This window comes from Nocardioides sp. SYSU D00065 (assembly GCF_017916425.1).
In the GTDB taxonomy this organism is placed as follows: Bacteria; Actinomycetota; Actinomycetes; order Propionibacteriales; family Nocardioidaceae; genus Nocardioides.
In genome coordinates this window covers 1,001,413-1,023,060 of sequence record NZ_JAFMSX010000002.1, presented here as the reverse complement: position 1 = coordinate 1,023,060, position 21,648 = coordinate 1,001,413, and the positions used below count along the sequence as shown (strand labels likewise).

Here is a 21,648-nt window from a genome sequence, read left to right as displayed (position 1 = left end):
ACCACTCGTCGGGGCAGATGCCGACCGACGCAGGCGCGGCCACGGCGGTCCTCAACGCGGAGCCGGAGTGGTTCCGCACGGCGGTCTTCTACGAGGTGCTGGTCCGGTCCTTCCGCGACTCCAACGGCGACGGCACCGGCGACTTCCAGGGTCTCATCGAGAAGCTCGACTACCTCGAGTGGCTCGGTGTGGACTGCCTGTGGATCCCGCCGTTCTTCACCTCGCCGCTGCGTGACGGCGGCTACGACGTGGCCGACTACAACAACATCCTGCCCGAGTGCGGCAGCGTCGAGGACTTCCACGAGTTCGTCGACGCCTGCCACCAGCGCGGCATCCGCGTGATCATCGACTTCGTCATGAACCACACGAGTGACGCACACCCGTGGTTCCAGGCCAGCCGCAGCGACCCGGACGGTCCCTACGGCGACTTCTACGTCTGGTCCGACACCGACGAGCTCTACGAGGACGCCCGCGTCATCTTCGTCGACACCGAACCGTCGAACTGGACCTGGGACCCCGTGCGCCAGCAGTACTACTGGCACCGGTTCTTCCACCACCAGCCCGACCTCAACTTCGACAACCCCGCCGTGCACCAGGCGATGCTCGACGCGATGGCGTTCTGGCTCGACATGGGCCTCGACGGGTTCCGGCTCGACGCCGTGCCCTACCTCTACGAGCGGCCCGGCACCAACGGCGAGAACCTGCCGGAGACGCACGAGTTCCTCAAGAAGTGCCGCCGCTTCGTCGACGAGAACTACCCCGGCCGCGTGCTGCTGTGCGAGGCCAACCAGTGGCCCGCCGACGTCGTGGAGTACTTCGGTCCCGAGCAGACCGAGGACGGCCGCTGGATCGGCACCGAGTGCCACATGGCCTTCCACTTCCCGGTGATGCCGCGCATCTTCATGGCGGTGCGACGCGAGTCGCGGTTCCCCATCTCGGAGATCCTCGAGCAGACGCCCGCCATCCCGGAGGGCTGCCAGTGGGGCATCTTCCTGCGCAACCACGACGAGCTCACCCTCGAGATGGTCACCGACGAGGACCGCGACTACATGTGGTCCGAGTACGCCCACGACCCGCGGATGAAGGCCAACATCGGCATCCGCCGCCGGCTGGCGCCCCTGCTCGACAACGACGTCAACCGCATGGAGCTGTTCACCGCGCTCCTGCTGTCGCTGCCCGGCTCCCCCGTCCTCTACTACGGCGACGAGATCGGGATGGGCGACAACATCTGGCTCGGTGACCGCGACGGCGTGCGTACGCCGATGCAGTGGACGCCGGACCGCAACGCGGGCTTCTCGGCCGCCACGCCCGGCAAGCTGCACCTGCCGGCGATCCAGGACCCGGTGTACGGCTACCAGTCGGTCAACGTGGAGGCGCAGCTGGAGAACACCTCCTCGCTGCTGCACTGGACCCGCCGGCTCGTGCACGCCCGGCGGCGCCACCCGGCGTTCGGCCTCGGCGAGTTCACCGACCTCGGCGGCTCCAACCCCAGCGTCCTGTCCTACATCCGCGAGCATCACTCGGCCGGGGGCGAGCGCGACGTCATCCTGTGCGTCAACAACCTCTCCCGCTTCCCGCAGCCGGTCGAGCTCGACCTGCGGCACTGGGAGGGCATGGTCCCGGTCGAGCTGCTCGGCGGCGTGCCGTTCCCGGCCGTCGGCGAGCTCCCCTACCTCCTGACCCTGGGCGGCTACGGCTTCCTGTGGCTCAGGCTCACCGATCCCACGACCTCGGGGGTGGAGCAGTGAACGCACCACACATCGACGAGCTGGCGGCCTGGATCGGCGACGCCCGCTGGTTCGCAGGCAAGGGCCGGGAGTGGACCCTGACCGGCGTACGCCGGGTGGGCGAGGTGCTCGGCGCCCCCGAGGGGGTGCGGGTCTCCATCGAGCTGGCCGAGATCTCCTACCCCGACGGCACCGAGCTCTACCAGCTCCCGCTCGCCTACTACGCCGAGCCGCAGGAGCGGCTGGCGCACGCGCTCGTGGGCGAGTGGGACGACGACGACTTCGGCCACGCGCACGTCTACGACGCGCTGCACGACCGCGAGTCGATGGGGCTGTGGCTCAGGGCTTTCGCGGCTCCGTCGGAGAGCACCGCCCGCGGGCTGCTGCACTTCCACAGCCTTCCCGGCCACGAGCTCGACCTCGACGCCCACTCCACCCTCTTCTCCGGGGAGCAGTCCAACTCCTCGGTCGCCTTCGGCGAGGACGCGCTGATGAAGGTGTTCCGCAAGGTCACCCCCGGCGTCAATCCCGACATCGCCATCCACCAGGTCCTCACCGAGGCCGGATCCAGCCACGTCGCCGCCCTCTACGGCTGGCTCGACCTGGTCGACGAGGAGACCGGCAGCACCGTCCAGCTGGCGATGCTGCAGCAGTTCCTGCGCACCGCCAGCGACGGGTGGGACCTGGCGCTGGCCAGCGTGCGCAACCTGTTCGCCGAGGCCGACCTGCACGCCGACGAGGTCGGCGGCGACTTCGCCGGCGAGGCCGCCCGCCTCGGCGTGGCGCTCGCGCAGGTGCACGCCGACCTCGCCGCGCACTTCCCGGTCGAGGAGCGCGACGCAGCCGCGGCCGGTGCCCTGGCCGCGGCGATGGCGGGGCGCCTCGACGCCGCGCTGGACGTCGTACCGGACCTGGCTCCCCACGAGGAGCGGCTGCGCCAGACCTTCGCCCGGCTGCGCGACCTCGACCGCATCGAGGTGCAGCAGGTGCACGGCGACCTCCACCTCGGGCAGACACTGCGCACCTCCAAGGGCTGGAAGATCGTCGACTTCGAGGGCGAGCCCGCCAAGCCGCTCGCCGAGCGGCTCGAGCCGGACTCGGTGTGGCGCGACGTCGCGGGCATGATCCGCTCCTTCGACTACGCACCCCGCGTCGTGGCCCTCACCGGGGCCGGTGCCGACGCCGGGGCGGAGACCGATCAGCGCAACTACCGCGCCGCGGAGTGGTCGGCGCGCAACCGTGCCGCCTTCCTCGACGCCTACACCACGCAGCGCGGTGCGGACCTCGACCCCGCGGCCGAAACGCTGCTCGACGCCTACCTCGCCGACAAGGTCGTCTACGAGGCCGTCTACGAAGCACGCAACCGTCCGGGATGGCTGTCCATCCCGCTGGCCGCCCTGGGAGAGACGCGATGAGCGACAAGACCACCAAGAAGGCCGTTCCGACGGCAGCCGCGCCGACCGCCGCGACCGCCGCGACGACCCCCGCACCGGCTGCCGCGCCGGCTGCGACGCGGGACCCGCACGCCCCCGGAGAGCTCGACCTGCACCTGATCGGCGAGGGCCGCCACGAGGAGCTGTGGACGGTGCTCGGCGCGCAGGTCACCGACGCCGGCACCTCGTTCCGGGTCTGGGCGCCCAACGCGCTGGAGGTCCAGGTGGCGGGCGAGTGGGCGGGCTGGGACGGCGCCGCCCACCCGATGACCCGCCTCGACGGCTCGGGCGTGTGGCACGTGCACGTCGACGGGGTCGGCGTGGGCGCGCAGTACAAGTACCGCCTGCGCGGCGCCGACGGGCAGTGGGGCGACCGCGCCGACCCGCTGGCGCAGTACGCGGAGAAGCCGCCGAGCTCCGCCTCGATCGTGTGGCAGTCCCAGCACGAGTGGTCCGACGACGCCTGGATCGAGGCGCGCCGCACCCGCAAGCCGGTCGACGAGGCGATGTCGGTCTACGAGGTGCACCTGGCGTCGTGGCGCAAGCACTACTCCGGCGACCTCTACACGTGGGACCAGATGGCCGACGCGCTGGTGCCCTACGTCTCCGACCTGGGCTTCACCCACGTGGAGCTGATGCCGGTCATGCAGCACCCGTTCGGCGGCTCGTGGGGCTACCACGTGACGTCGTACTTCGCGCCGGACTCGCGCTTCGGCGACCCCGACGGCCTCAAGCGGCTCATCGACCGACTGCACCAGGCCGGCGTCGGCGTCATCCTGGACTGGGTGCCCGGGCACTTCGCCACCGACGAGTGGGCGCTGGCGCGCTTCGACGGCACGCCGCTGTACGAGGACCCCAACCCGCAGCGCGGCTGGCACAAGGAGTGGGGCTCGCACATCTTCAACTTCGGGCGCAACGAGGTGCGCAACTTCCTCTACGCCAACGCCGTCTACTGGCTCGAGGAGTACCACGCCGACGGCCTGCGCGTGGACGGCGTCGCCTCCATGCTCTACCTCGACTACGCCCGTGAGCACGGCGAGTGGTCGCCGAACAAGCACGGCGGCCGCGAGAACCTCGAGGCCGTGCAGTTCCTGCAGGAGATGAACGCCACCGTCTACAAGCGGGTCCCCGGCATCGTCACCATCGCCGAGGAGTCCACCGCGTGGCCGGGCGTGACCGGCCCGACCAGCGACGGCGGACTGGGCTTCGGCTTCAAGTGGAACATGGGCTGGATGCACGACTCGCTCGACTACGTCGCCAAGGACCCCCTCTACCGCAGCCACCACCACGGCCAGATGACGTTCTCGCTGGTCTACGCCTACGCGGAGAACTACGTCCTGCCGATCAGCCACGACGAGGTTGTCCACGGCAAGGGCTCCCTGCTGCGCAAGATGCCCGGCGACCGCTGGCAGCAGCTGGCGAACCTCCGGGCGTACCTCGCCTACATGTGGGCACACCCGGGCAAGCAGCTGCTGTTCATGGGCTGCGAGTTCGGCCAGGAGTCCGAGTGGGCCGAGAGCCGCGAGCTCGACTGGTGGCTGCTCGAGCACCCCGAGCACGCCGGCGTGCACACGATGGTGCGCGACATGAACCGTGCCTACGCCGACAGCGGCGCCCTCTGGGGTCGCGACAACGACCCCGCCGGGTTCTCGTGGATCGACGCCAACGACGCCGGTCGGAACGTGTTCTCGTTCGTGCGCCGCGCGCCCGGCCACCCCGACCTGGTCTGCGTGGCCAACTTCGCGGGCACGCCGCACGACGGCTACCGGCTCGGGCTGCCGGCCGAGGGCAGGTGGTCGGAGATCCTCAACACCGACGCGGAGGCCTACTACGGCTCGGGCGTGGGCAACCTCGGCTCGATCACCGCCGTCGCGGGCGAGCACCACGGCCAGCCGGCGTACGCCGACATCGTGGTGCCGCCCCTGGCCACGGTCTGGTTCCGTCGCGACGAGTCCTGATCCGCGGGCTTCGCCCCCCTCTGCCTGTCCATCAAGGTATGTCGGCGAACAGGCACTTCCCCCGGTGAGCTCGCCTCGGGAAGTGCCTGTTCGGCGACATACCGTGATGGAGCAGCAGAGGGGGTGGCGCGCCGTCGCGGGCCGCTGACCGTGCACAGGTACGCCGCCGCGGCACCTGTCCCCAGGGCGGCCGCGCGTACGTCCCGCGTTGTCGCTCGTCGCGCGCAGGGTCGGGGCATGGACCCCTTGCGCGCGATCTGCCTCGAGCTCGGCTTCTTCACCCGAGCGCACGCCCGGGACGCGGGGTACGACGACCGCGCCATCACTCGTGAGCACCGCGCCGGCCGCTGGCGCCGGATGCGCCGCGGCTACTACACGTTCCCCGACCTGTGGGACGACGTCGGCGACGAGCAGCGCCACCTGCTTCGGTGCCGCGCCGTCGTCGACGCGCTCGGCGACAAGGTCGCGCTCAGCCACGTGTCGGCGTGCGTCGCCCTGGGGGTCGAGGTCTGGGGCGTCGACCTGGAGCGCGTGCACGTCACCCGACTCGACGGCGCCGCGGGCCGGATCGAGGGGGACGTGGTGCACCACGAGGGACTCGTCACCGACGACGAGGTTGTCGACGCCGGCGGACTCCGGGTGCTGACCCCCGCGCGGTGCGTGCTCGAGGCTGGGTCCTCGAGCAGTCCGGAGGCGGCGCTCGTGGTGCTCAACTCGGCGCTGAACCGCAGCGTGTGCACGATGTCCGAGATCGGCAACCAGTTCGACCTGATGGCTCACTGGCCGCGCACGCGCCACCTCCATGTGCCCGTACGGATGGCGGACGGGCGCGCGGAGTCCGTCGGGGAGTCGCGCGGACTGTGGCTGTTCTGGGTCGAGCACCTGCCCGCCCCGGTCCTCCAGTACGAGGTACGCGTGGATGGCGAACTCCTCGGCCGCACGGACTACGCCTGGCCCAAGCTGCGCGGGTTGGGCGAGTTCGACGGTCGCCAGAAGTACGGTCGGCTGCTCACGCCCGGCCAGGACCCCGGGGAGGTCGTGTTCCGCGAGAAGCGGCGCGAGGACCGCCTGCGGGAGGCGACCGGCTCGTGGATGATCCGCCTGGTGTGGTCCGACCTCGATCATCCGGCGCGCACCGCCCAGCGGCTGCGACGACTGATCGCCGACGCCGGCTGACGCCCGTACGAGCCGCGCTGACGCCGTACGTCGCGCGCTCGGCGGGACCGGTCCGCCGCCGCCGCTGCTTCATCACGGTATGTCGGTGAGTAGGCACTTCCCCAGGTCAGTTCCGCGAGGGAGGTGCGTGTCCACCGACATACCGTGATGGACAGGCGGACTTCCCGTAACGATTGACCGACATACCTTGATGGACAGGCAGAGCCGACCAGAGCCGACCCGAGCAAGCCAGCCCAGCCCGGCAGGCCGGCACCCGGCGGGGGTCCGTCCCACAGTCGCCTCGTTAAGGTGGTCCGGTGGCTGACCCGATCACCGTGACGACCGTGGCCGACGGCGTGGCCAGGATCCAGTGGCAGGGCGAGCCCACGACCGACGCGCTGCGCCAGGCGGTCGCCGGGGCGCTGACCGCGCACACGCGGGTCGAGGCCCTCGTCGGCATCGACGACCGCTCGGCCCAGCGGGCGGCCACCTGGGCCGGCCTGCTCAAGGAGGGGGTCACCCGCGGCGTGACGGTCGACGGCGCGGTCACCGACCGGGTGGTGTACGCCCGGGTGCGTGACGACCAGCCGGTCGACCAGCCGGAGGGCTTCCGCTCGCTGCTGAACTCCTTCCTGCCGCGCAAGCGCGCCATCTCCCAGATGCTGGTGCGCGACCCCGACGGCCGGGTGCTGCTGTGCCAGCTCACCTACAAGCGCGACTGGGACCTGCCCGGCGGCGTGGTGGAGGTCGGCGAGTCGCCGCGCCTGGCGGTGCAGCGGGAGGTCGAGGAAGAGCTGGGCCTCGACCTCGAGCCGGGCGTGCTGGTGCTCACCGACTGGCTGCCGGCCTGGAGCGGCTGGGACGACGCGGTGTGCCTGGTCTTCGACGGCGGCACCCATCCCCCGTCGGTCCTGGCTCGGGTCGTCATGCAGGAGCGCGAGATCCGCGACGTGCGGTTCTGCACGCTCGAGGAGGTCGACGAGCTGGCGGCGGACTTCACCGCCCGCCGTGTCCGGGCCGCTGTGAGCGGCGCTCGGCCGTATACGGAGTCCGGCCGCTGAGGCAGTATGCCTCCATGACGTGGGTCTACGACTTCTCCGAGGGCAACAAGGACCAGAAGGACCTGCTGGGCGGCAAGGGAGCCAACCTGGCGGAGATGACCAACCTCGGCCTGCCGGTTCCACCGGGCTTCACGATCTCCACCGAGACCTGTCGTGCCTATCTCGCCCAGGTCGAGGAGGGTGAGGACGGCGAGCTCGACGGACTCGCCGAGGAGGTCACCGAGCACCTCGCCGCCCTCGAGTCCGCGATGGGCAAGCGCCTCGGCGATGCCGACGATCCGCTCCTCGTCTCCGTGCGTTCGGGCGCCAAGTTCTCGATGCCGGGGATGATGGAGACCGTCCTCAATGTCGGCCTCAACGACACCTCGGTGAGCGGACTGGCCGCGCGCAGCCAGTCCGAGCGGTTCGCGCTGGACTCCTACCGCCGGCTGCTGCAGATGTTCGGGGGCACCGTGCTGCACGTCGACGCCGAGCACTTCTCGCACGCACTCGACGAGGCGAAGCGAGCCAAGGGCACCGACTCCGACCTCGACCTCGACGCGGACGACCTTCGGCAGCTGGTCGGGGCGTTCAAGGCGATCATCGAGGAGCACGCGGGCCGGGAGTTCCCCCAGGACCCGCGCGAGCAGATGGACCTCGCGATCCGAGCGGTGTTCGACTCCTGGAACACCGACCGCGCGCGGCTCTACCGCCGACAAGAGCGCATCCCGGAGGACCTCGGCACCGCCGTCAACGTCCAGGCGATGGTGTTCGGCAACTTCGGCATGGACTCCGGCTCGGGCGTCGCCTTCACCCGCGACCCGGCCAGCGGCGAGCAGGGCGTGTACGGCGACTACCTGCAGAACGCGCAGGGAGAGGACGTCGTCGCCGGCATCCGCAACACCGTGTCGCTGGCCGACATGGCCGAGATCGACCGGCAGTCCTACGACGACCTCATGGACATCATGGTCCGCCTCGAGCGGCACTACCGCGACATGTGCGACATCGAGTTCACCGTGGAGCGCGGAAAGCTGTGGATGCTCCAGACCCGGGTGGGCAAGCGCACCCCCGAGGCGGCGTTCCGCATCGCCATCGACATGGTCGACGAGGGCCTGATCCAGATGGACGAGGCGGTCCTGAGGGTGACGGGCGACCAGCTGGCCCAGCTGATGTTCCCGCGCTTCGACGCCGCGTCCGATCGCACGCTCCTGGCGACCGGCATGAACGCCTCCCCCGGCGCGGCGGTCGGCAAGGTGGTCTTCGACTCCGACACGGCGGTGGAGTGGGCCGGCCGTGGCGAGGACGTGATCCTGGTCCGCAAGGAGACCAACCCCGACGACCTGCGCGGGATGGTCGCAGCACGCGGCATCCTCACCAGCCGCGGCGGCAAGACCTCGCACGCCGCGGTCGTGGCCCGCGGGATGGGCCGCACCTGCGTGTGCGGCGCGGAGTCGCTCGACGTCGACACGAAGGGCAAGCAGTTCACGGTCCGCGACGGCGCGACCGTGCGCGAGGGCGACGTGATCTCGATCGACGGCACCACCGGCGAGGTCTTCGCGGGCGCCGTGCCGGTGGCGGACTCCGTCGTCGTACGCCACTTCGAGGGCGAGAAGCTCGACGACGACCTCGCCCACGCGGTCGCGCGGATCATGGCGCACGCCGACGGGGCCCGGCGGCTGCGGGTGCGCACCAACGCCGACACCCCCGAGGACGCGGCGCGGGCCCGCCGGTTCGGCGCGCAGGGCATCGGCCTGTGCCGCACCGAGCACATGTTCCTCGGCGAGCGCCGCGAGCTCGTGGAGAAGCTGATCGTCGCCGAGGACGAGGCGGGCGTCGAGGCCGCGCTCGAGGAGCTGCTTCCCCTCCAGCGCCAGGACTTCACCGAGATCCTCGAGGCGATGGACGGTCTGCCGGTGACCATCCGCCTGCTCGACCCGCCGCTGCACGAGTTCCTGCCCGACCTCACCGACCTGAGCGTGGAGGTCGCGCTGGCCGAGGAGCGGGGCCGCGTCGACGAACGGGCCGCGTCGCTGCTGACGCACGTGCGCCGCCTGCACGAGCAGAACCCGATGCTGGGCCTGCGCGGGGTCCGGCTCGGCATCCAGATCCCGGGCCTGTTCCGCATGCAGGCACGTGCCATCGCGGAGGCGGCGGCGGACCGGATGGCCGTGCACGGCTCACCTCGACCCGAGATCATGGTGCCGCTCGTGGCGAGCGTGCGCGAGCTGCAGATCGTCCGCGCCGAGATCGAGCAGGTCGTGGCCGAGGTCGAGCAGGCGCGCGGGGTCAAGCTCGACGTCTCGATCGGCACGATGATCGAGCTGCCGCGTGCGGCCTTCCTCGCCGACCGGATCGCCCAGGCCGCCGACTTCTTCTCCTTCGGCACCAACGACCTCACCCAGATGGCGTGGGGCTTCTCGCGCGACGACGTCGAGTCCTCGTTCTTCTCCCGCTACTTCGAGCACGGGATCTTCGACGTCTCCCCCTTCGAGTCGCTCGACCAGCGCGGCGTCGGCGGCATGGTCGAGATGGGGACGGTGAAGGGGCGCGAGACCCGTCCCGACCTCAAGGTCGGCGTCTGCGGCGAGCACGGCGGCGATCCCCGCTCCGTGCACTTCTTCGACGAGGTCGGGCTCAACTACGTCTCGTGCTCGCCGTTCCGGGTGCCGGTGGCCCGCCTCGAGGCGGGCCGCTCCGTGCTGGAGCGGCGCCCGTCAGAAGAGCGCTGACGCCAGGTTGCGACGGCCCGCGAGCACGCGCGGGTCGTCGTTGCCGACCGCGGCGAAGAGCCCCAGCAGGTGGTCACGCGCCTTCTCGCGGTCCTTGTCGCTCGTGCGCGCGACGAGGTTCACCAGCCGGGTGAAGGCGTCCTCGACGTGCCCGCCGAGCATGTCCAGGTCGGCGACCAAGGTCTGCGCATCGACGTCGTCGGGGTTCTCCGCGGCGGCGGCACGGGCCTGGTTGAGGTCGACGCCCTGCGTGCGCTGCATGACCTTGGCGATCGCCAGGCCGCCTGCCGCCTCGACGTCGGCGGGGTTGGCGTCGAGCAGCTTCTGGTACTCCGCCACCGCACGGTCGATGTCGCCGGCCGCCAGCGCGTCCTGCGCCGGCGCGTAGCGCGGGTCGACCGCGTCCTCCTCGCCGACCGCGCCAGCGGCCGCGCCGGACCGGGGCTGGTGGCGTCCCGTGATGCCCTGCGCCGTCAGCTGCTGTCCGACCTGGGTCAGGGCCGTGCGCAGCTCGTCGATGGGGAGGGCGTCCTGCAGGAGCGGCATCGGGCGACCGTCGACGACGGCCACCACGAGCGGGATCGACGGGATCTGCATCGCCTGGGCGATCTGCGGGACCGCGTCGATGTCGACCAGGCCCAACAGGTATCGCCCCTCGTGCTCGCCGACCACGGTGGCCAGGTCGTCGGCCAGCTGGCCGCTCTCGGGCATGCGGGTGCGGGAGTAGAACGCCAGGAGCACCGGTGCGGTCATCGACTGCTCGAGCAGGCCCTGGAAGTTCTGCTCGTCGACGACGACGCTGTACGACCCGGCGCCCGCCGGCGCACCGGTCGGGGCGGGGGTGGCGGCGGACGGGGCGGGCCGGCCCAGGCCGGACAGGTCGATGGCACCGGGGCGGCTGAACGGCTGCTGCGTCATGGCCCAATCCTAGGGAGGTCCGCCACGAGCGGGGGCGCGGGTCGGTAGCCTCGGCGCATGGGATCCCGGGGAGCCGCGCTGCTGGCGCGACACCGGCGCAACCTCGGCCTGCTGGGCCGCTTCGGCGTCGTAGGAGCCTCCGGCGTCGTGGTCAACCTGCTCGTGCTGGTCGTGCTGCGCCGGCTCGGCCCGCACTTCGACGACGTCGTCGTCGGCCTGGCCGCGTCGGACTTCAACGTGCGCTGGTACCACGTGTACTCGACGCTGGCCTTCCTCGTCGCCAACCTCAGCAACTTCCAGCTCAACCGCACGTGGACGTTCCGCAGCAGCCGGGCGGCCGGGTGGTGGCGGGAGTACTGGCCGTTCCTGGTCGTCGGCCTGGGCGGACAGCTGGTGGGGCTGGCCCTGCTGACGCTCCTGATGCACCCCCACTCACCGGTCGCGTTGCCGACCGACGTGCTCGACGACTCGACCGGCCTGCGCACCCGGCTGTACTGGGCGCAGCTGGCGGTCATCGTGCTGGTGACTCCCCTGTCCTTCGTGCTCAACAAGCTGTGGACCTTCGCTGCCGTCCGCACCGGACGCCTCGACCTGGTCGACCCCCTGCGCGAGGCCGGCGTACTCGCCGGTGACGAGGTGCAGTGACGAGGTGCGGTGACGACGATCTTGTGACCCAACTGAGCATGTGCGCACCTGTCCGGGCGTGACTACTGCGTGGTAGAAACGCCCCCGGGGGATCGACGGGAGGACGCGACAGCATGTCGACAGCGGGGGCGTACGACTTCGACGGCTACCAGGTGCTCGTCATCGGCGGCACGCGCGGCGAGGGCCACACCATCGCCTCCGCCTTCGCGTCCTGCGGCGCCTCGGTGACCGTCACCGGCACGATGATGCTGCGCTCCCTCTACGACAGCGACCTGTCGGCCTTCGACTACGAGTCGGTCAACCTGGCCCGCCAGGAGTCCATCGACCACCTGGTCGGGATGGTGGACCACATCGACGTGCTGGTCTTGGCCGCGACCTGCCACCTGCCGTTCGGCCTCCCGCCCGAGGAGCGGGCGTTCGTCGCCGAGGCGGTCCGCTCCGGTCTGCTGGGGCCCACGTTCCTCACCACCCGGTTGCGGCTCAAGCTCGGCCAGAGCCCGGCGCTGGGTGGCGGCTGCGTGGTCAACACCGGCGCCGTCCGCACCTGGCTGGAGCTGTCGTCGACGCCGGAGGCGGCACAGGCCGAGCTCGTCGACGCCACGGCCCGCGCCGGCGCGAACTGGGCCGGCCTCGGCGTCCGCGTCAACTCCGTGCTCCAGTCGCCGCGCGCCGTCCTGCCCCGCCAGTACGCACCCTCCTCCGCGGGCGGCGGCAGCCGGGTCGCCGGCGACACCCTGCTGCGGGCTGCCCAGCCCCGCGTCGGGCAGGCCGTCGCCGACGCCACACTGTTCCTCGCCAGCAGCGCCGCCGCCCGAATCACCGGGCAGACCCTCCACATCAGCTGAGCGGCAGCCTGCTCGGCGGACGTCCCCGCCGACTTCGCCGGAAACGCCGCACGCACGGCGGCGTGCCGATTACATTCAGGCCCACGCGAGTGCAACAAGGCGTACGCGAAAGCAACAGAACGCCCACAGGGCTATGAGGAAGGGGCGTCTCTTGACCGCAGAACTCGTCTCCCGGAGCGCGCTGCGGCGCGCTGCCGGGTGGGCCGGCCGCGCGTCGCAGCACCGTCGCGAGCAGGTCCGTACGCAGGCGACACCGGTCGCCGCCGCCCCTGCCCTGTGGTCGTCGCTGGTGGACGTGCTCCGCGCGATCGACGGCCCCTCCTCCGCGCTGCTGTGCACGATGACCGGATCCCCGGTGGCCACGCACGGCCTGGCGCGGACCGAGGTGGCGCAGGCGACCATAGACGCCCGGAGGGCGTTCGCCGCCGCAGCCCGCGCCGGAGCGACAGCGGCTGGCATCGAGACGGTCGAGCTGACCGTCGGCGCCCGGCACACGGTCATCGCCTCGGTGCCCGACGCCGTTCACGGCCACCTGCTCTCGGTGAGCGCCGAAGGGGTCAGCGCGCCGCTCCTGCGGGCATGGACGCAGCGGGCGGCCGAGGACCTTCAGGAGCTGCTGGTCACCGAGCCCTGGGCGAGAAGCTCGTCGGCGGCCGAGTAGGGGTCCAGCTCTCCGGCCGCCACTCGTCCCGCCAGGAGGTCGAGGTCAGTGCCACCGGCCCGGTCCCACCGCTCCCGCAGCGTCCCCAGGGCGATCGCCTCGACCTCGCCGCGGGCCCGGAGCGTACGACGGCGGGCCAGCTCACCGGTCTCCTCGAGCCAGGCAGCGTGGCGCTCCACTTCGGCCAGCAGGTCGTCGATCCCCTCCCCCGTGCTCGCCACCGTCTGGATCACCGGCGGTCGCCACGCGCCCTCGCGCCGGTCGGCCACGGAGAGCATGGTGCGCAGCTCACGGCGGGTCCGGTCCGCACCCTCTCGATCAGCCTTGTTCACGGCGTAGACGTCGCCGATCTCCAGGATACCTGCCTTGGCCGCCTGGACGCCGTCGCCCATCCCCGGCGCGAGCAGCACCAGCGTGGTGTCGGCCATCGCGGCCACCTCCACCTCACTCTGCCCGACGCCGACCGTCTCCACGACCACGACGTCGCAGCCGGCAGCGTCGAGGACACGCACCGCCTGGGGGGTCGACCGGGACAGGCCGCCGAGGTGCCCGCGCGCACCCATCGAGCGGATGTAGACCTCGCGGTCGAGGGCGTGCTCGCCCATCCGGACCCGGTCGCCGAGCAGGGCGCCGCCGGAGAACGGCGAGGAGGGGTCCACGGCCAGCACGCCCACCCGCTTGCCGGCCCGGCGCAGGCTGGCCACCAAGGCGTTGGTCGAGGTGGACTTGCCGACGCCGGGTGCGCCGGTGACGCCCACCACGTGCGCGCGTCCCGTGCGCCCACCCAACGCGGTCATCACCTCGCGCAGGAGCGGCGAGGTGTCCTCGACCAGGGTGATGAGGCGGGCCACCGCGGCCGGATCACCGTCGGTGGCGCGCGCGACGAGGTCGGGTACGGCTCGCGCGCCGCGCCGGGTCACGCGCGTCTCCGGCCCCGGCTCACCTGGCAGGGACGCGGACGATCAGGGCGTCACCCTGGCCGCCGCCGCCGCACAGCGCCGCGGCGCCGATGCCGCCGCCGCGACGCTGGAGCTCGAGCGCCAGCGTCAGGACGACGCGCGTGCCGGACATGCCCACCGGGTGACCCAGCGCGATGGCCCCGCCGTTGACGTTGACCTTCGCGTCCTCGATCCCGAGCTCGCGGGCCGAGGAGATGCCGACGGCCGCGAACGCCTCGTTGAACTCCACGAGGTCGAGGTCGGCGGGCGAGATGCCCTCCTTCTCGCAGGCCCTGGCCGTGGCAGCGGCGGGCTGGAGCTGCAGGGTCGAGTCGGGCCCGGCCACCTGGCCGTGCGCGCCGATCTCGGCGAGCCACGGCAGCCCGAGCTCCTCTGCCTTCGCCCTGCTCATCACGACCACGGCAGCGGCGCCGTCGGAGATCTGCGAGGCGGAGCCCGCGGTGACGGTGCCGTCCGGGCGGAAGGCCGGGCGCAGCCGGGCCAGCGACTCGACGGTGGTGTCGCCGCGCACGCCCTCGTCCTCGCTGATGACGACCGGGTCCCCCTTGCGCTGCGGGATCTCGACCGGCACGACCTCGTCGGCGAACACGCCGTTCTTCCACGCGACCGCGGCCTTCTGGTGCGAGTACGCCGCGTAGGTGTCCTGCTCCTCGCGGGTCAGGTTGGCCCCGGCGGCGTTGCACTCCTCGGTGAGCAGGCCCATCGCCTGCGAGGTGAACTGGTCGAAGAGCGCGTCGTAGGCCATCGAGTCGACGAGCTTGACGTCGCCGAACTTCACGCCCTCGCGCGACTTCGGCAGGAAGTGCGGCGCCTGGGTCATCGACTCCATGCCGCCCGCGACGACGACGTCGCACTCGCCGGCGCGCACGAGCTGGTCGGCCAGGGCGATGGCGTTGAGGCCGGAGAGGCACACCTTGTTGATGGTGATCGAGGGGACGGTCATCGGGATGCCGCCCTTGACCGCGGCCATCCGGGCGGGGTTCTGGCCCGCGCCGGCCTGGATGACCTGGCCCATGATCACGTAGTCGACCTGCTCGCCGGTGATGCCGGCCTTCTCCAGCGCCCCCCTGATGGCGACTCCGCCGAGGTCGGCCGCGGACTGGTCCTTGAGCCCGCCGAGCAGGCGCCCGATCGGGGTGCGTGCCCCAGCGACGATCACGGATCCGGACATGGCTTCCTCCAGGCGGGCAGATCGGGATGCGGGTGGTGGTGCTCTGGCGACGATACCCAGGCATCGGCTCCGTCCGGCAGGGGTGCGCCGACCGGTCGTCGTGAGGCGCACGTCACACCCGGTCGCGCCCCCGCGCCCCGCCGTGCACCATGTCGGCCATGACCACCCCCGCACTGCCCTCCGACGAGCTGCACGACGTACGCCACCTGTTCACCGCCGTCGACCACGTCGGCATCGCGGTGCCCGACCTCGACGCCGCGATCGCGTTCTACCGCGACACCTACGGGATGCGGGTGCTGCACGAGGAGGTCAACGAGGAGCAGGGCGTTCGCGAGGCGATGGTCGGCGTGGGCGACCCCGCCTCGAACCCGACCGGCTCCTGCCTCCAGCTGCTGGCGCCGCTGTCACCGGACTCGACGATCGCGAAGTTCCTCGACCGCAGCGGCCCGGGCCTGCAGCAGCTGGCGTTCCGGGTCGACGACGTCGAGCACGTCGCCGACGTGCTCCGCGGGCGCGGGCTGCGCCTGCTGTACGACGCCCCGCGCCGCGGCACGTCCGGCAGCCGCGTCAACTTCATCCACCCCAAGGACGCCGGTGGCGTGCTGGTCGAGCTGGTCGAGCCAGCCGTCGGGCCGCCCGGCGGCCACTGAGAGCGACGTACGTCACACCTCTCGCCGCTCGAGGTTACTCGCCGGTACGTTGACCCGATCGTGCCCCGCTGACCACAGGAGACGCCCGTGCAGAACATCCTCGACGCCATCGAGTCCGGCACCGCCACCACGGAGGACTTCGCCTCCCTCGAGCTGCCCGAGTCCTACCGCGCCGCCTTCGTGAAGAAGGACGAGGTCGACATGTTCGAGGGCGTGGCGTCCAAGGACAAGGACCCGCGCACGTCCCTGCACGTCGACCAGGTCCCGCTACCCGAGCTCGGGCCCGGCGAGGCGTTCGTGGCGGTGATGGCGAGCGCGATCAACTACAACACGGTGTGGACCTCCATCTTCGAGCCGGTGTCCACCTTCGGGTTCCTCGAGCGCTACGGTCGCAGCTCCGAGCTCACCAAGCGGCACGACCTGCCCTACCACGTGGTCGGCTCGGACCTCTCCGGCGTCGTGCTCGAGACCGGCCCCGGCGTCACCCGCTGGAAGCCGGGCGACCGCGTCGTCGCGCACTGCCTCTCCGTCGAGCTCGAGGGCCCCGACGGCCACAACGACTCGATGCTGGACACCGAGCAGCGGATCTGGGGCTTCGAGACCAACTTCGGCGGCCTGGCCGAGGTGGCGATGGTGAAGGCGAACCAGCTCATGCCCAAGCCCGAGCACCTCACCTGGGAGGAGGCCGCCTCCCCCGGCCTGGTCAACTGCACGGCGTACCGCCAGCTCGTCTCCACCAACGGCGGCAACATGAAGCAGGGCGACAACGTCCTCATCTGGGGCGCCTCCGGCGGGCTCGGCGGCTTCGCGACGCAGTACGCCCTCAACGGCGGGGCCACCCCTGTCTGCGTGGTGTCCAACGAGGAGAAGGCGGCCATCGCACGCAGCATGGGAGCCGAGCTGATCATCAACCGCTCCGAGGAGGACTACCGGTTCTGGAACGACGAGGGAACCGAGCAGGACCCGCGTGAGTGGAAGCGCTTCGGGGCGCGCATCCGCGAGCTCACCGGCGGCGAGGACATCGACATCGTCTTCGAGCACCCGGGACGCGAGACCTTCGGGGCCTCGGTGTACGTGACCCGCAAGGGCGGCACGATCACCACCTGCGCGTCGACGTCGGGCTACATGCACGAGTACGACAACCGCTACCTGTGGATGAACCTCAAGCGGATCATCTCCAGCCACTTCGCCAACTATCGCGAGTCGTGGGAGGCCAACCGGCTCATCGCCAAGGGCAGGATCCACCCGACGCTGTCTCGGACCTACCCGCTCGCCGAGGTGGGCCAGGCCGCGCTCGACGTGCACCAGAACGCCCACCAGGGCAAAGTCGGCGTGCTGTGCCTCGCCCCGGAGGAGGGTCTCGGCGTCCTCGACCACGAGATGCGGGCGCAGCACGAGAGCGCGATCAACCGCTTCCGCGGCGTCTGAGGGGGTGCTTCCGCGAGCCGGGCTGTGATCGTTCGGAGGCATCGGCAAGACTGGGGGCTCGCAGTCCGTACGACGTGAGAGTGGGTGCCGCAGCATGAGCCGCGACCAGGGCCTGTCCATCTTCGACGAGCCGGATCCCGCCGAGGGCGCGGCCGAGGAGACCCAGGTCCTCCCGGTCACCGCCCGGGAGGAGTCGCGGGCGGCGGAGATGGCACCCGAGACGACCCCCGAGACCGCTCCCGAGACGGCCGCCGCCGAGGCGGCCCCGGAGGCGGCGGCTCCGCAGACAGCTCCTGCGACCCCTTCGGCGCCGGCTGCGGAGTCCCAGCCGACGCGCCGCACCCCGATCATCCCGCCGCCCGCCCCAGCCGCTCGTCCCGCGGCGCCTGCGCCTACGGCGGTGCCTTCGTCGGTGCCCCTGTCGATGCCGCCGGCAGCGGCGCCCGCGTCCGCGGCGCCCCTGCCGCAAGTGCGCCGCGGCGGCTACGACAAGGCCGCCGTCGACCAGCGCATGAGCCAGCTCCAGGCCGAGAAGTCCGGCCTGGCCAGCAGCCTCGCCAGCAGCGAGCAGCGGGTCATCGAGCTCGAGGGCGAGCTGCAGCAGCTGCGCGCGGAGCTCGAGGAGAACCGCAACCCGACCTACGCGGGCCTCGGCGGTCGCGCGACGTCGATGCTCAAGCTGGCCGAGGAGGAGGCCGCCGACGTACGCCGGGCGGCGCAGCGCGATGCGGCGGAGATCCGAGCCCAGGCCGAGCGCGACGCCACCAGCATTCGCGCCGACGCCGCGCGCGAGGCCGATGACATGCGCATCGTGCAGCTCAAGGAGCTCGACGAGATGCGGGCCCGGCTCACCGCCGACGCCGAGACCGAGCGCCACCTCGCCAGGGCCGAGGCCGAGGACCTGCTGGCCGCCGCACACCGCGAGGCCGACCAGCTCCGCCTCGCCGCGCAGCAGGAGACCAACGAGCTGCGGGTGACCGCGACCCGCGAGGCCGAGCAGGCCCGGGCCGCTGCGGACCGCGAGGTGCAGGAGGCACGCCGCACGCTGGCGGTGGAGAAGGAGCGTCTCGCCCGCGAGGCCGCTGAGCACCACAGCAACGCGACCGCCGAGACCCAGCGCCTGGTCACCGAGGCCGAGCAGCGCGCCGCCGCCGCCGAGCAGCGGGCCCGCGAGGCCACCGCCCAGGCCAACGCCCACCGCCAGCAGGCCCAGGCCGAGGCGGAGGGCCTGCTGACCCGCGCGCGCCGCGAGGCCGAGCAGGTCGTCGCCTCCGCCCGCACGCAGGCCGACTCCATCAACGCCACCCGGATCGCCGAGGCGGAGCGCGAGCTGGCCAACATCCAGGCGGAGGTGGAGCGCGTCACCAAGCGGCGTGACGCCATCACCGCCCAGCTGGGCGCCCTGCGCGACGTCGTCGCCGGCTTCGCCGAGGACGAGTCCTGAGCTGGCGCACCCGGCTCCGGGCGGCCGTGATGACCACGGACCGCCCCGAGCCGGAGCTTCCCGCCGCGGCGCAGGCGCGCGCCGACGCCCGGGCGGGCGACGCGGACGACCTGGTCGAGGAGGCCAGCGAGCACGCCGATCGCGCCGAGGCCGCCGCCGAGGCCGCCGAGGAGTCCGCGCAGTCCGCCGCCGAGATCGCCGAGAGCATCGACGACGCCACGGACCTCGTGGTCGACGAGGCCGCGCCGGCGCCGTACGTCCCCACCGAGCCGGCCACGCCGCCGCTGCTGCTGCGCCACTCGCCGTTCAAGATCGGCTTCTTCGGCGCGCTCGGCGCCCTCGTCGCGGTCTTCCTGAGCCAGCAGCTGCTCAGCATCTCGTCCGTGCTGGTGCTGCTCGTGATGTCGATGTTCCTCGCGATCGGGCTCAACCCGGTCGTGGAGTTCTTCATGCGTCGAGGCATCAGGCGGGGGCTCTCGGTCCTGCTCGTCCTCGTCGTGGTGATCGGCGTGCTCGCGCTCTTCGTGGTGGCGGTGGCGCCGGTCATCAGCGACCAGATCACCCAGATCACCCGCAACGCCCCGGGGTGGCTCGACCAGCTCCAGTCGAACCGCCAGGTGCAGAAGCTCGACGACCAGTACGACGTCATCGCCCGCGCCCGCGACTACATCGAGGAGGGTGGGTTCGGCGAGAAGGTGTTCGGCGGCGCGCTCGGCTTCGGCCTGCGGGTGCTGTCCGTGGTCACCAACAGCCTGATCGTCATCGTGCTGATGATCTACTTCCTCGCCTCGCTGCCGAGCATCAAGCACGCCGCCTACTCGCTCGCGCCGGCGTCGCGGCGCCCGCGCGTGAGCGACCTGGGCGACCGGATCATCCGCTCGACCGGTGCCTACGTCGCCGGCGCCTTCACCGTGGCCCTGTGCGCGGGGCTGAGCACCCTGGTGTTCTCGTTCCTGGTCGGGCTCGGCGACTACGCCTTCGCCCTGGCGTTCGTGGTGGGGCTCTTCTCGCTGATCCCGGTGGTGGGCGCCTTCGTCTCCGGCGCCATCATGACGCTGCTCGGGCTGACGGTGTCCCCGACCGTCGCGCTGGTGGCCCTGGTCTACTACCTCGCCTACCAGCAGCTCGAGTCCTACGTCATCTACCCGCGGATCATGAAGAAGTCGGTCGACATCCCGGGTTCGGTGACCGTGGTCGCCGCGCTGGTGGGCGGGTCACTGATGGGCATCGTCGGCGCGCTGCTGGCCGTGCCGTTCGCGGCGGCGCTCCTGCTGCTGCACCGCGAGGTGTTCCTGACGCGGCAGGACGCCCGCTGACCCCTGCCGTGCAGCGGGCTCGCGCTCGGGCTGGGACTGCGGCAGGGGCTCGACCGTCAGCGGCCTGCGTCCTTCGCCCATCTTGACGACCACCACGCCCACCAGCACCAGCAGGCCACCGGCCAGCTGCACCGGACGGGGCAGCTCGCCGAGCAGGAGCCAGGCGAAGACCACCGCGGCCAGGACCTCGCCCAGCGCGACGAAGGACGCCAGTCGGCTGCCGAGCCGGCGACCGGCGGCGATCCCGGTGACGTAGGAGAACGCGGCCGTCACCAGACCCAGGGTCAGGACGGGGAGCCACCAGGCGACGGTGCGCCCGTCGTACACCGCGTCCGCGGTCGAGGCGTCGAACGGCAGCACCCCGCTGATGCCGGCGAGGAGCAGGACGGCGCCTCCGACGAGGAGCCCGCCGGCCGCGAGGGTGATGCCCGGCAGGCCGTTGCCCTCGTCGGCGGAGATCACGAAGTACGTCGCCGCCCCGACCATCGCGCCGAGCGCCCACAGCACGCCGACCGTGCTCAGATCGGCCCCCGAGACGACGTCGAGCACGAGCACCAGTCCGCCTGCGGCGATCGCCGCGCCCGTCAAGGTCAGGCCCGAGGGCCGGTGCCCGTGTCGCAGCCACAGCCACAGCACGACGGCGACCGGCGCGGTGTACTCGAGGAGCAGGGCGACGCTCACCTGCATGTAGGTGACCGCGTAGAAGTAGCAGAGCTGGGCGCCGGCGACCGCCGCGACCCCGTAGACGACGACCAGGCCGGCGCTGTCGCGGACCAGGTGCCAGCGCCCGCGCAGCGCCAGGACGCCCGGGACCACGAGCACCGCCGCGGCGATCGCGATCCGCACCGCGACCGTGGCGCCGGCGCTCCAACCGGTGTCGAGCAGGCCTCGCGCGAGTGATCCGGACAGCCCGAAGCTCGCCGCGGACGCGACGGCGAGGACCAGACCGGCGGTCGTCCGGGAGAGCCGCGTGTCATGGGTCAAAGTCGTCACGGTCATGACGCTAGGACCGGGCTGTGTAACGTGTCAACATGCTTTTCACGGATGACACGGATGCGGCGCTGCAGGCGGCGGTCGCTCTGGTCAACTCCACCGACGAGCCCGGCGACCCGCTCGGCTCGGTCGAGGACCTGTCCGCCTTCCTCGCGGCGTGGTCCTACACGGGCCGTCACGACGCCACGCAGGACGAGCTCGACGCCGTACGACGCCTGCGACCGGCGCTGCGAGCGCTGCTCCTGGCGGAGCGGGACGAGGCCGTCGCCATCGTCAACGACATGCTGGCGAGGGCGAGGGCGCTCCCTCAGCTGCGGCGCCACGACCACTGGGACTGGCACCTGCACGCCGTCGAGCCCGACCGGCCGCTCGACGAGCGCGTGGTGGTGGAGACCGCGATGGCGATGGTCGACGTCATCCGTGCCGACGAGATGTCGCGACTGGCGCGCTGCGCCGCCGACGACTGCGACGACGTCGTGCTCGACCTGTCGCGCAACCGCTCCCGGCGCTACTGCTCCACCACGTGCGGCAACCGGGAGGCCGTGGCGGCCTACCGAGCGCGTCGCAAGACCTGAG

General features: G+C 71.8%; 18 protein-coding genes. 14 read left to right on the top strand and 4 right to left on the bottom strand.

The window, feature by feature from the left end:
• The first annotated feature begins 17 nt into the window (after positions 1–17).
• From treS to ppdK, 6 genes are all read left to right on the top strand, one after another.
• Entirely contained in the window at positions 18–1,748 is a 1,731-nt protein-coding gene (treS, locus tag J3P41_RS12970; RefSeq protein ID WP_210650891.1) for a maltose alpha-D-glucosyltransferase, read from the top strand.
• Positions 1,745–3,142 carry a hypothetical protein gene (locus J3P41_RS12965; protein WP_210650703.1) on the top strand — a complete coding sequence of 466 codons (1,398 nt, stop codon included), beginning with the start codon at positions 1,745–1,747 and terminating at the stop codon, positions 3,140–3,142. The genes treS and J3P41_RS12965 overlap by 4 nt, the downstream gene beginning before the upstream one ends.
• Positions 3,139–5,118 carry a 1,4-alpha-glucan branching protein GlgB gene (gene glgB, locus J3P41_RS12960; RefSeq protein ID WP_246861956.1) on the top strand — a complete coding sequence of 660 codons (1,980 nt, stop codon included), beginning with the start codon at positions 3,139–3,141 and terminating at the stop codon, positions 5,116–5,118. The genes J3P41_RS12965 and glgB overlap by 4 nt, the downstream gene beginning before the upstream one ends.
• 237 nt (positions 5,119–5,355) lie before the next feature.
• A complete protein-coding gene (locus tag J3P41_RS12955) occupies positions 5,356–6,294 on the top strand; it encodes a type IV toxin-antitoxin system AbiEi family antitoxin domain-containing protein (protein ID WP_210650701.1) in 939 nt (312 codons plus the stop codon).
• A gap of 296 nt (positions 6,295–6,590) precedes the next feature.
• Positions 6,591–7,334: an NUDIX hydrolase gene (locus J3P41_RS19315; protein WP_210650700.1), complete on the top strand. Its 744-nt coding sequence runs from the start codon at positions 6,591–6,593 to the stop codon at positions 7,332–7,334.
• A gap of 14 nt (positions 7,335–7,348) precedes the next feature.
• Positions 7,349–10,042 carry a pyruvate, phosphate dikinase gene (gene ppdK, locus J3P41_RS12945; protein ID WP_210650699.1) on the top strand — a complete coding sequence of 898 codons (2,694 nt, stop codon included), beginning with the start codon at positions 7,349–7,351 and terminating at the stop codon, positions 10,040–10,042.
• Here ppdK and J3P41_RS12940 read toward each other — a convergent pair.
• Positions 10,028–10,960: a tetratricopeptide repeat protein gene (locus J3P41_RS12940; protein ID WP_210650698.1), complete on the bottom strand. Its 933-nt coding sequence runs from the start codon at positions 10,958–10,960 to the stop codon at positions 10,028–10,030. The two genes, ppdK and J3P41_RS12940, sit on opposite strands and share 15 nt — an antisense overlap.
• A gap of 57 nt (positions 10,961–11,017) precedes the next feature.
• Here J3P41_RS12940 and J3P41_RS12935 point away from each other — a divergent pair, with 57 nt between their 5' ends.
• The 3 genes from J3P41_RS12935 (at position 11,018) to J3P41_RS12925 (ending at position 13,111) form a co-directional block, all read left to right on the top strand.
• A complete protein-coding gene (locus tag J3P41_RS12935; RefSeq protein ID WP_210650697.1) occupies positions 11,018–11,605 on the top strand; it encodes a GtrA family protein in 588 nt (195 codons plus the stop codon).
• A gap of 113 nt (positions 11,606–11,718) precedes the next feature.
• A complete protein-coding gene (locus J3P41_RS12930; protein WP_210650696.1) occupies positions 11,719–12,450 on the top strand; it encodes an SDR family oxidoreductase in 732 nt (243 codons plus the stop codon).
• Between the two features lie 151 nt (positions 12,451–12,601).
• Complete coding sequence (locus J3P41_RS12925) at positions 12,602–13,111, top strand: hypothetical protein (protein WP_210650695.1); 510 nt, start codon at positions 12,602–12,604, stop codon at positions 13,109–13,111.
• Here the strand turns inward: J3P41_RS12925 and meaB are convergent.
• Together meaB and J3P41_RS12915 are read right to left on the bottom strand one after the other, a co-directional pair.
• Positions 13,057–14,031 (bottom strand): methylmalonyl Co-A mutase-associated GTPase MeaB, encoded by a 975-nt coding sequence (meaB, locus tag J3P41_RS12920; protein WP_210650694.1) that lies wholly within the window; start codon positions 14,029–14,031, stop codon positions 13,057–13,059. The genes J3P41_RS12925 and meaB overlap by 55 nt on opposite strands.
• A 19-nt stretch (positions 14,032–14,050) precedes the next feature.
• The gene (locus tag J3P41_RS12915) at positions 14,051–15,241 is read right to left on the bottom strand and encodes an acetyl-CoA C-acetyltransferase (RefSeq protein WP_210650693.1); all 1,191 of its coding nucleotides are present in this window, start codon (positions 15,239–15,241) and stop codon (positions 14,051–14,053) included.
• Positions 15,242–15,399: 158 nt separating this feature from the next.
• Here J3P41_RS12915 and mce point away from each other — a divergent pair, with 158 nt between their 5' ends.
• From mce to J3P41_RS12895, 4 genes are all read left to right on the top strand, one after another.
• A complete protein-coding gene (gene mce, locus J3P41_RS12910) occupies positions 15,400–15,891 on the top strand; it encodes a methylmalonyl-CoA epimerase (protein WP_210650692.1) in 492 nt (163 codons plus the stop codon).
• Between the two features lie 87 nt (positions 15,892–15,978).
• Positions 15,979–17,319 (top strand): crotonyl-CoA carboxylase/reductase, encoded by a 1,341-nt coding sequence (gene ccrA / locus J3P41_RS12905; protein WP_210650691.1) that lies wholly within the window; start codon positions 15,979–15,981, stop codon positions 17,317–17,319.
• A gap of 94 nt (positions 17,320–17,413) precedes the next feature.
• Positions 17,414–18,763: a hypothetical protein gene (locus J3P41_RS12900; RefSeq protein WP_210650690.1), complete on the top strand. Its 1,350-nt coding sequence runs from the start codon at positions 17,414–17,416 to the stop codon at positions 18,761–18,763.
• A 29-nt stretch (positions 18,764–18,792) separates the two neighbouring features.
• Positions 18,793–20,079, top strand: a complete 1,287-nt coding sequence (locus tag J3P41_RS12895) for an AI-2E family transporter (RefSeq protein ID WP_210650689.1) — start codon at positions 18,793–18,795, stop codon at positions 20,077–20,079.
• Here the strand turns inward: J3P41_RS12895 and J3P41_RS12890 are convergent.
• On the bottom strand, positions 19,978–21,072 hold the full coding sequence (locus J3P41_RS12890; protein ID WP_307861976.1) for a DMT family transporter: 1,095 nt from the start codon (positions 21,070–21,072) through the stop codon (positions 19,978–19,980). The genes J3P41_RS12895 and J3P41_RS12890 overlap by 102 nt on opposite strands.
• Before the next feature lie 38 nt (positions 21,073–21,110).
• Between J3P41_RS12890 and J3P41_RS12885 the strand changes: the two genes are divergently transcribed.
• Positions 21,111–21,647: a CGNR zinc finger domain-containing protein gene (locus J3P41_RS12885; protein WP_210650687.1), complete on the top strand. Its 537-nt coding sequence runs from the start codon at positions 21,111–21,113 to the stop codon at positions 21,645–21,647.
• Position 21,648: the final 1 nt, after the last annotated feature.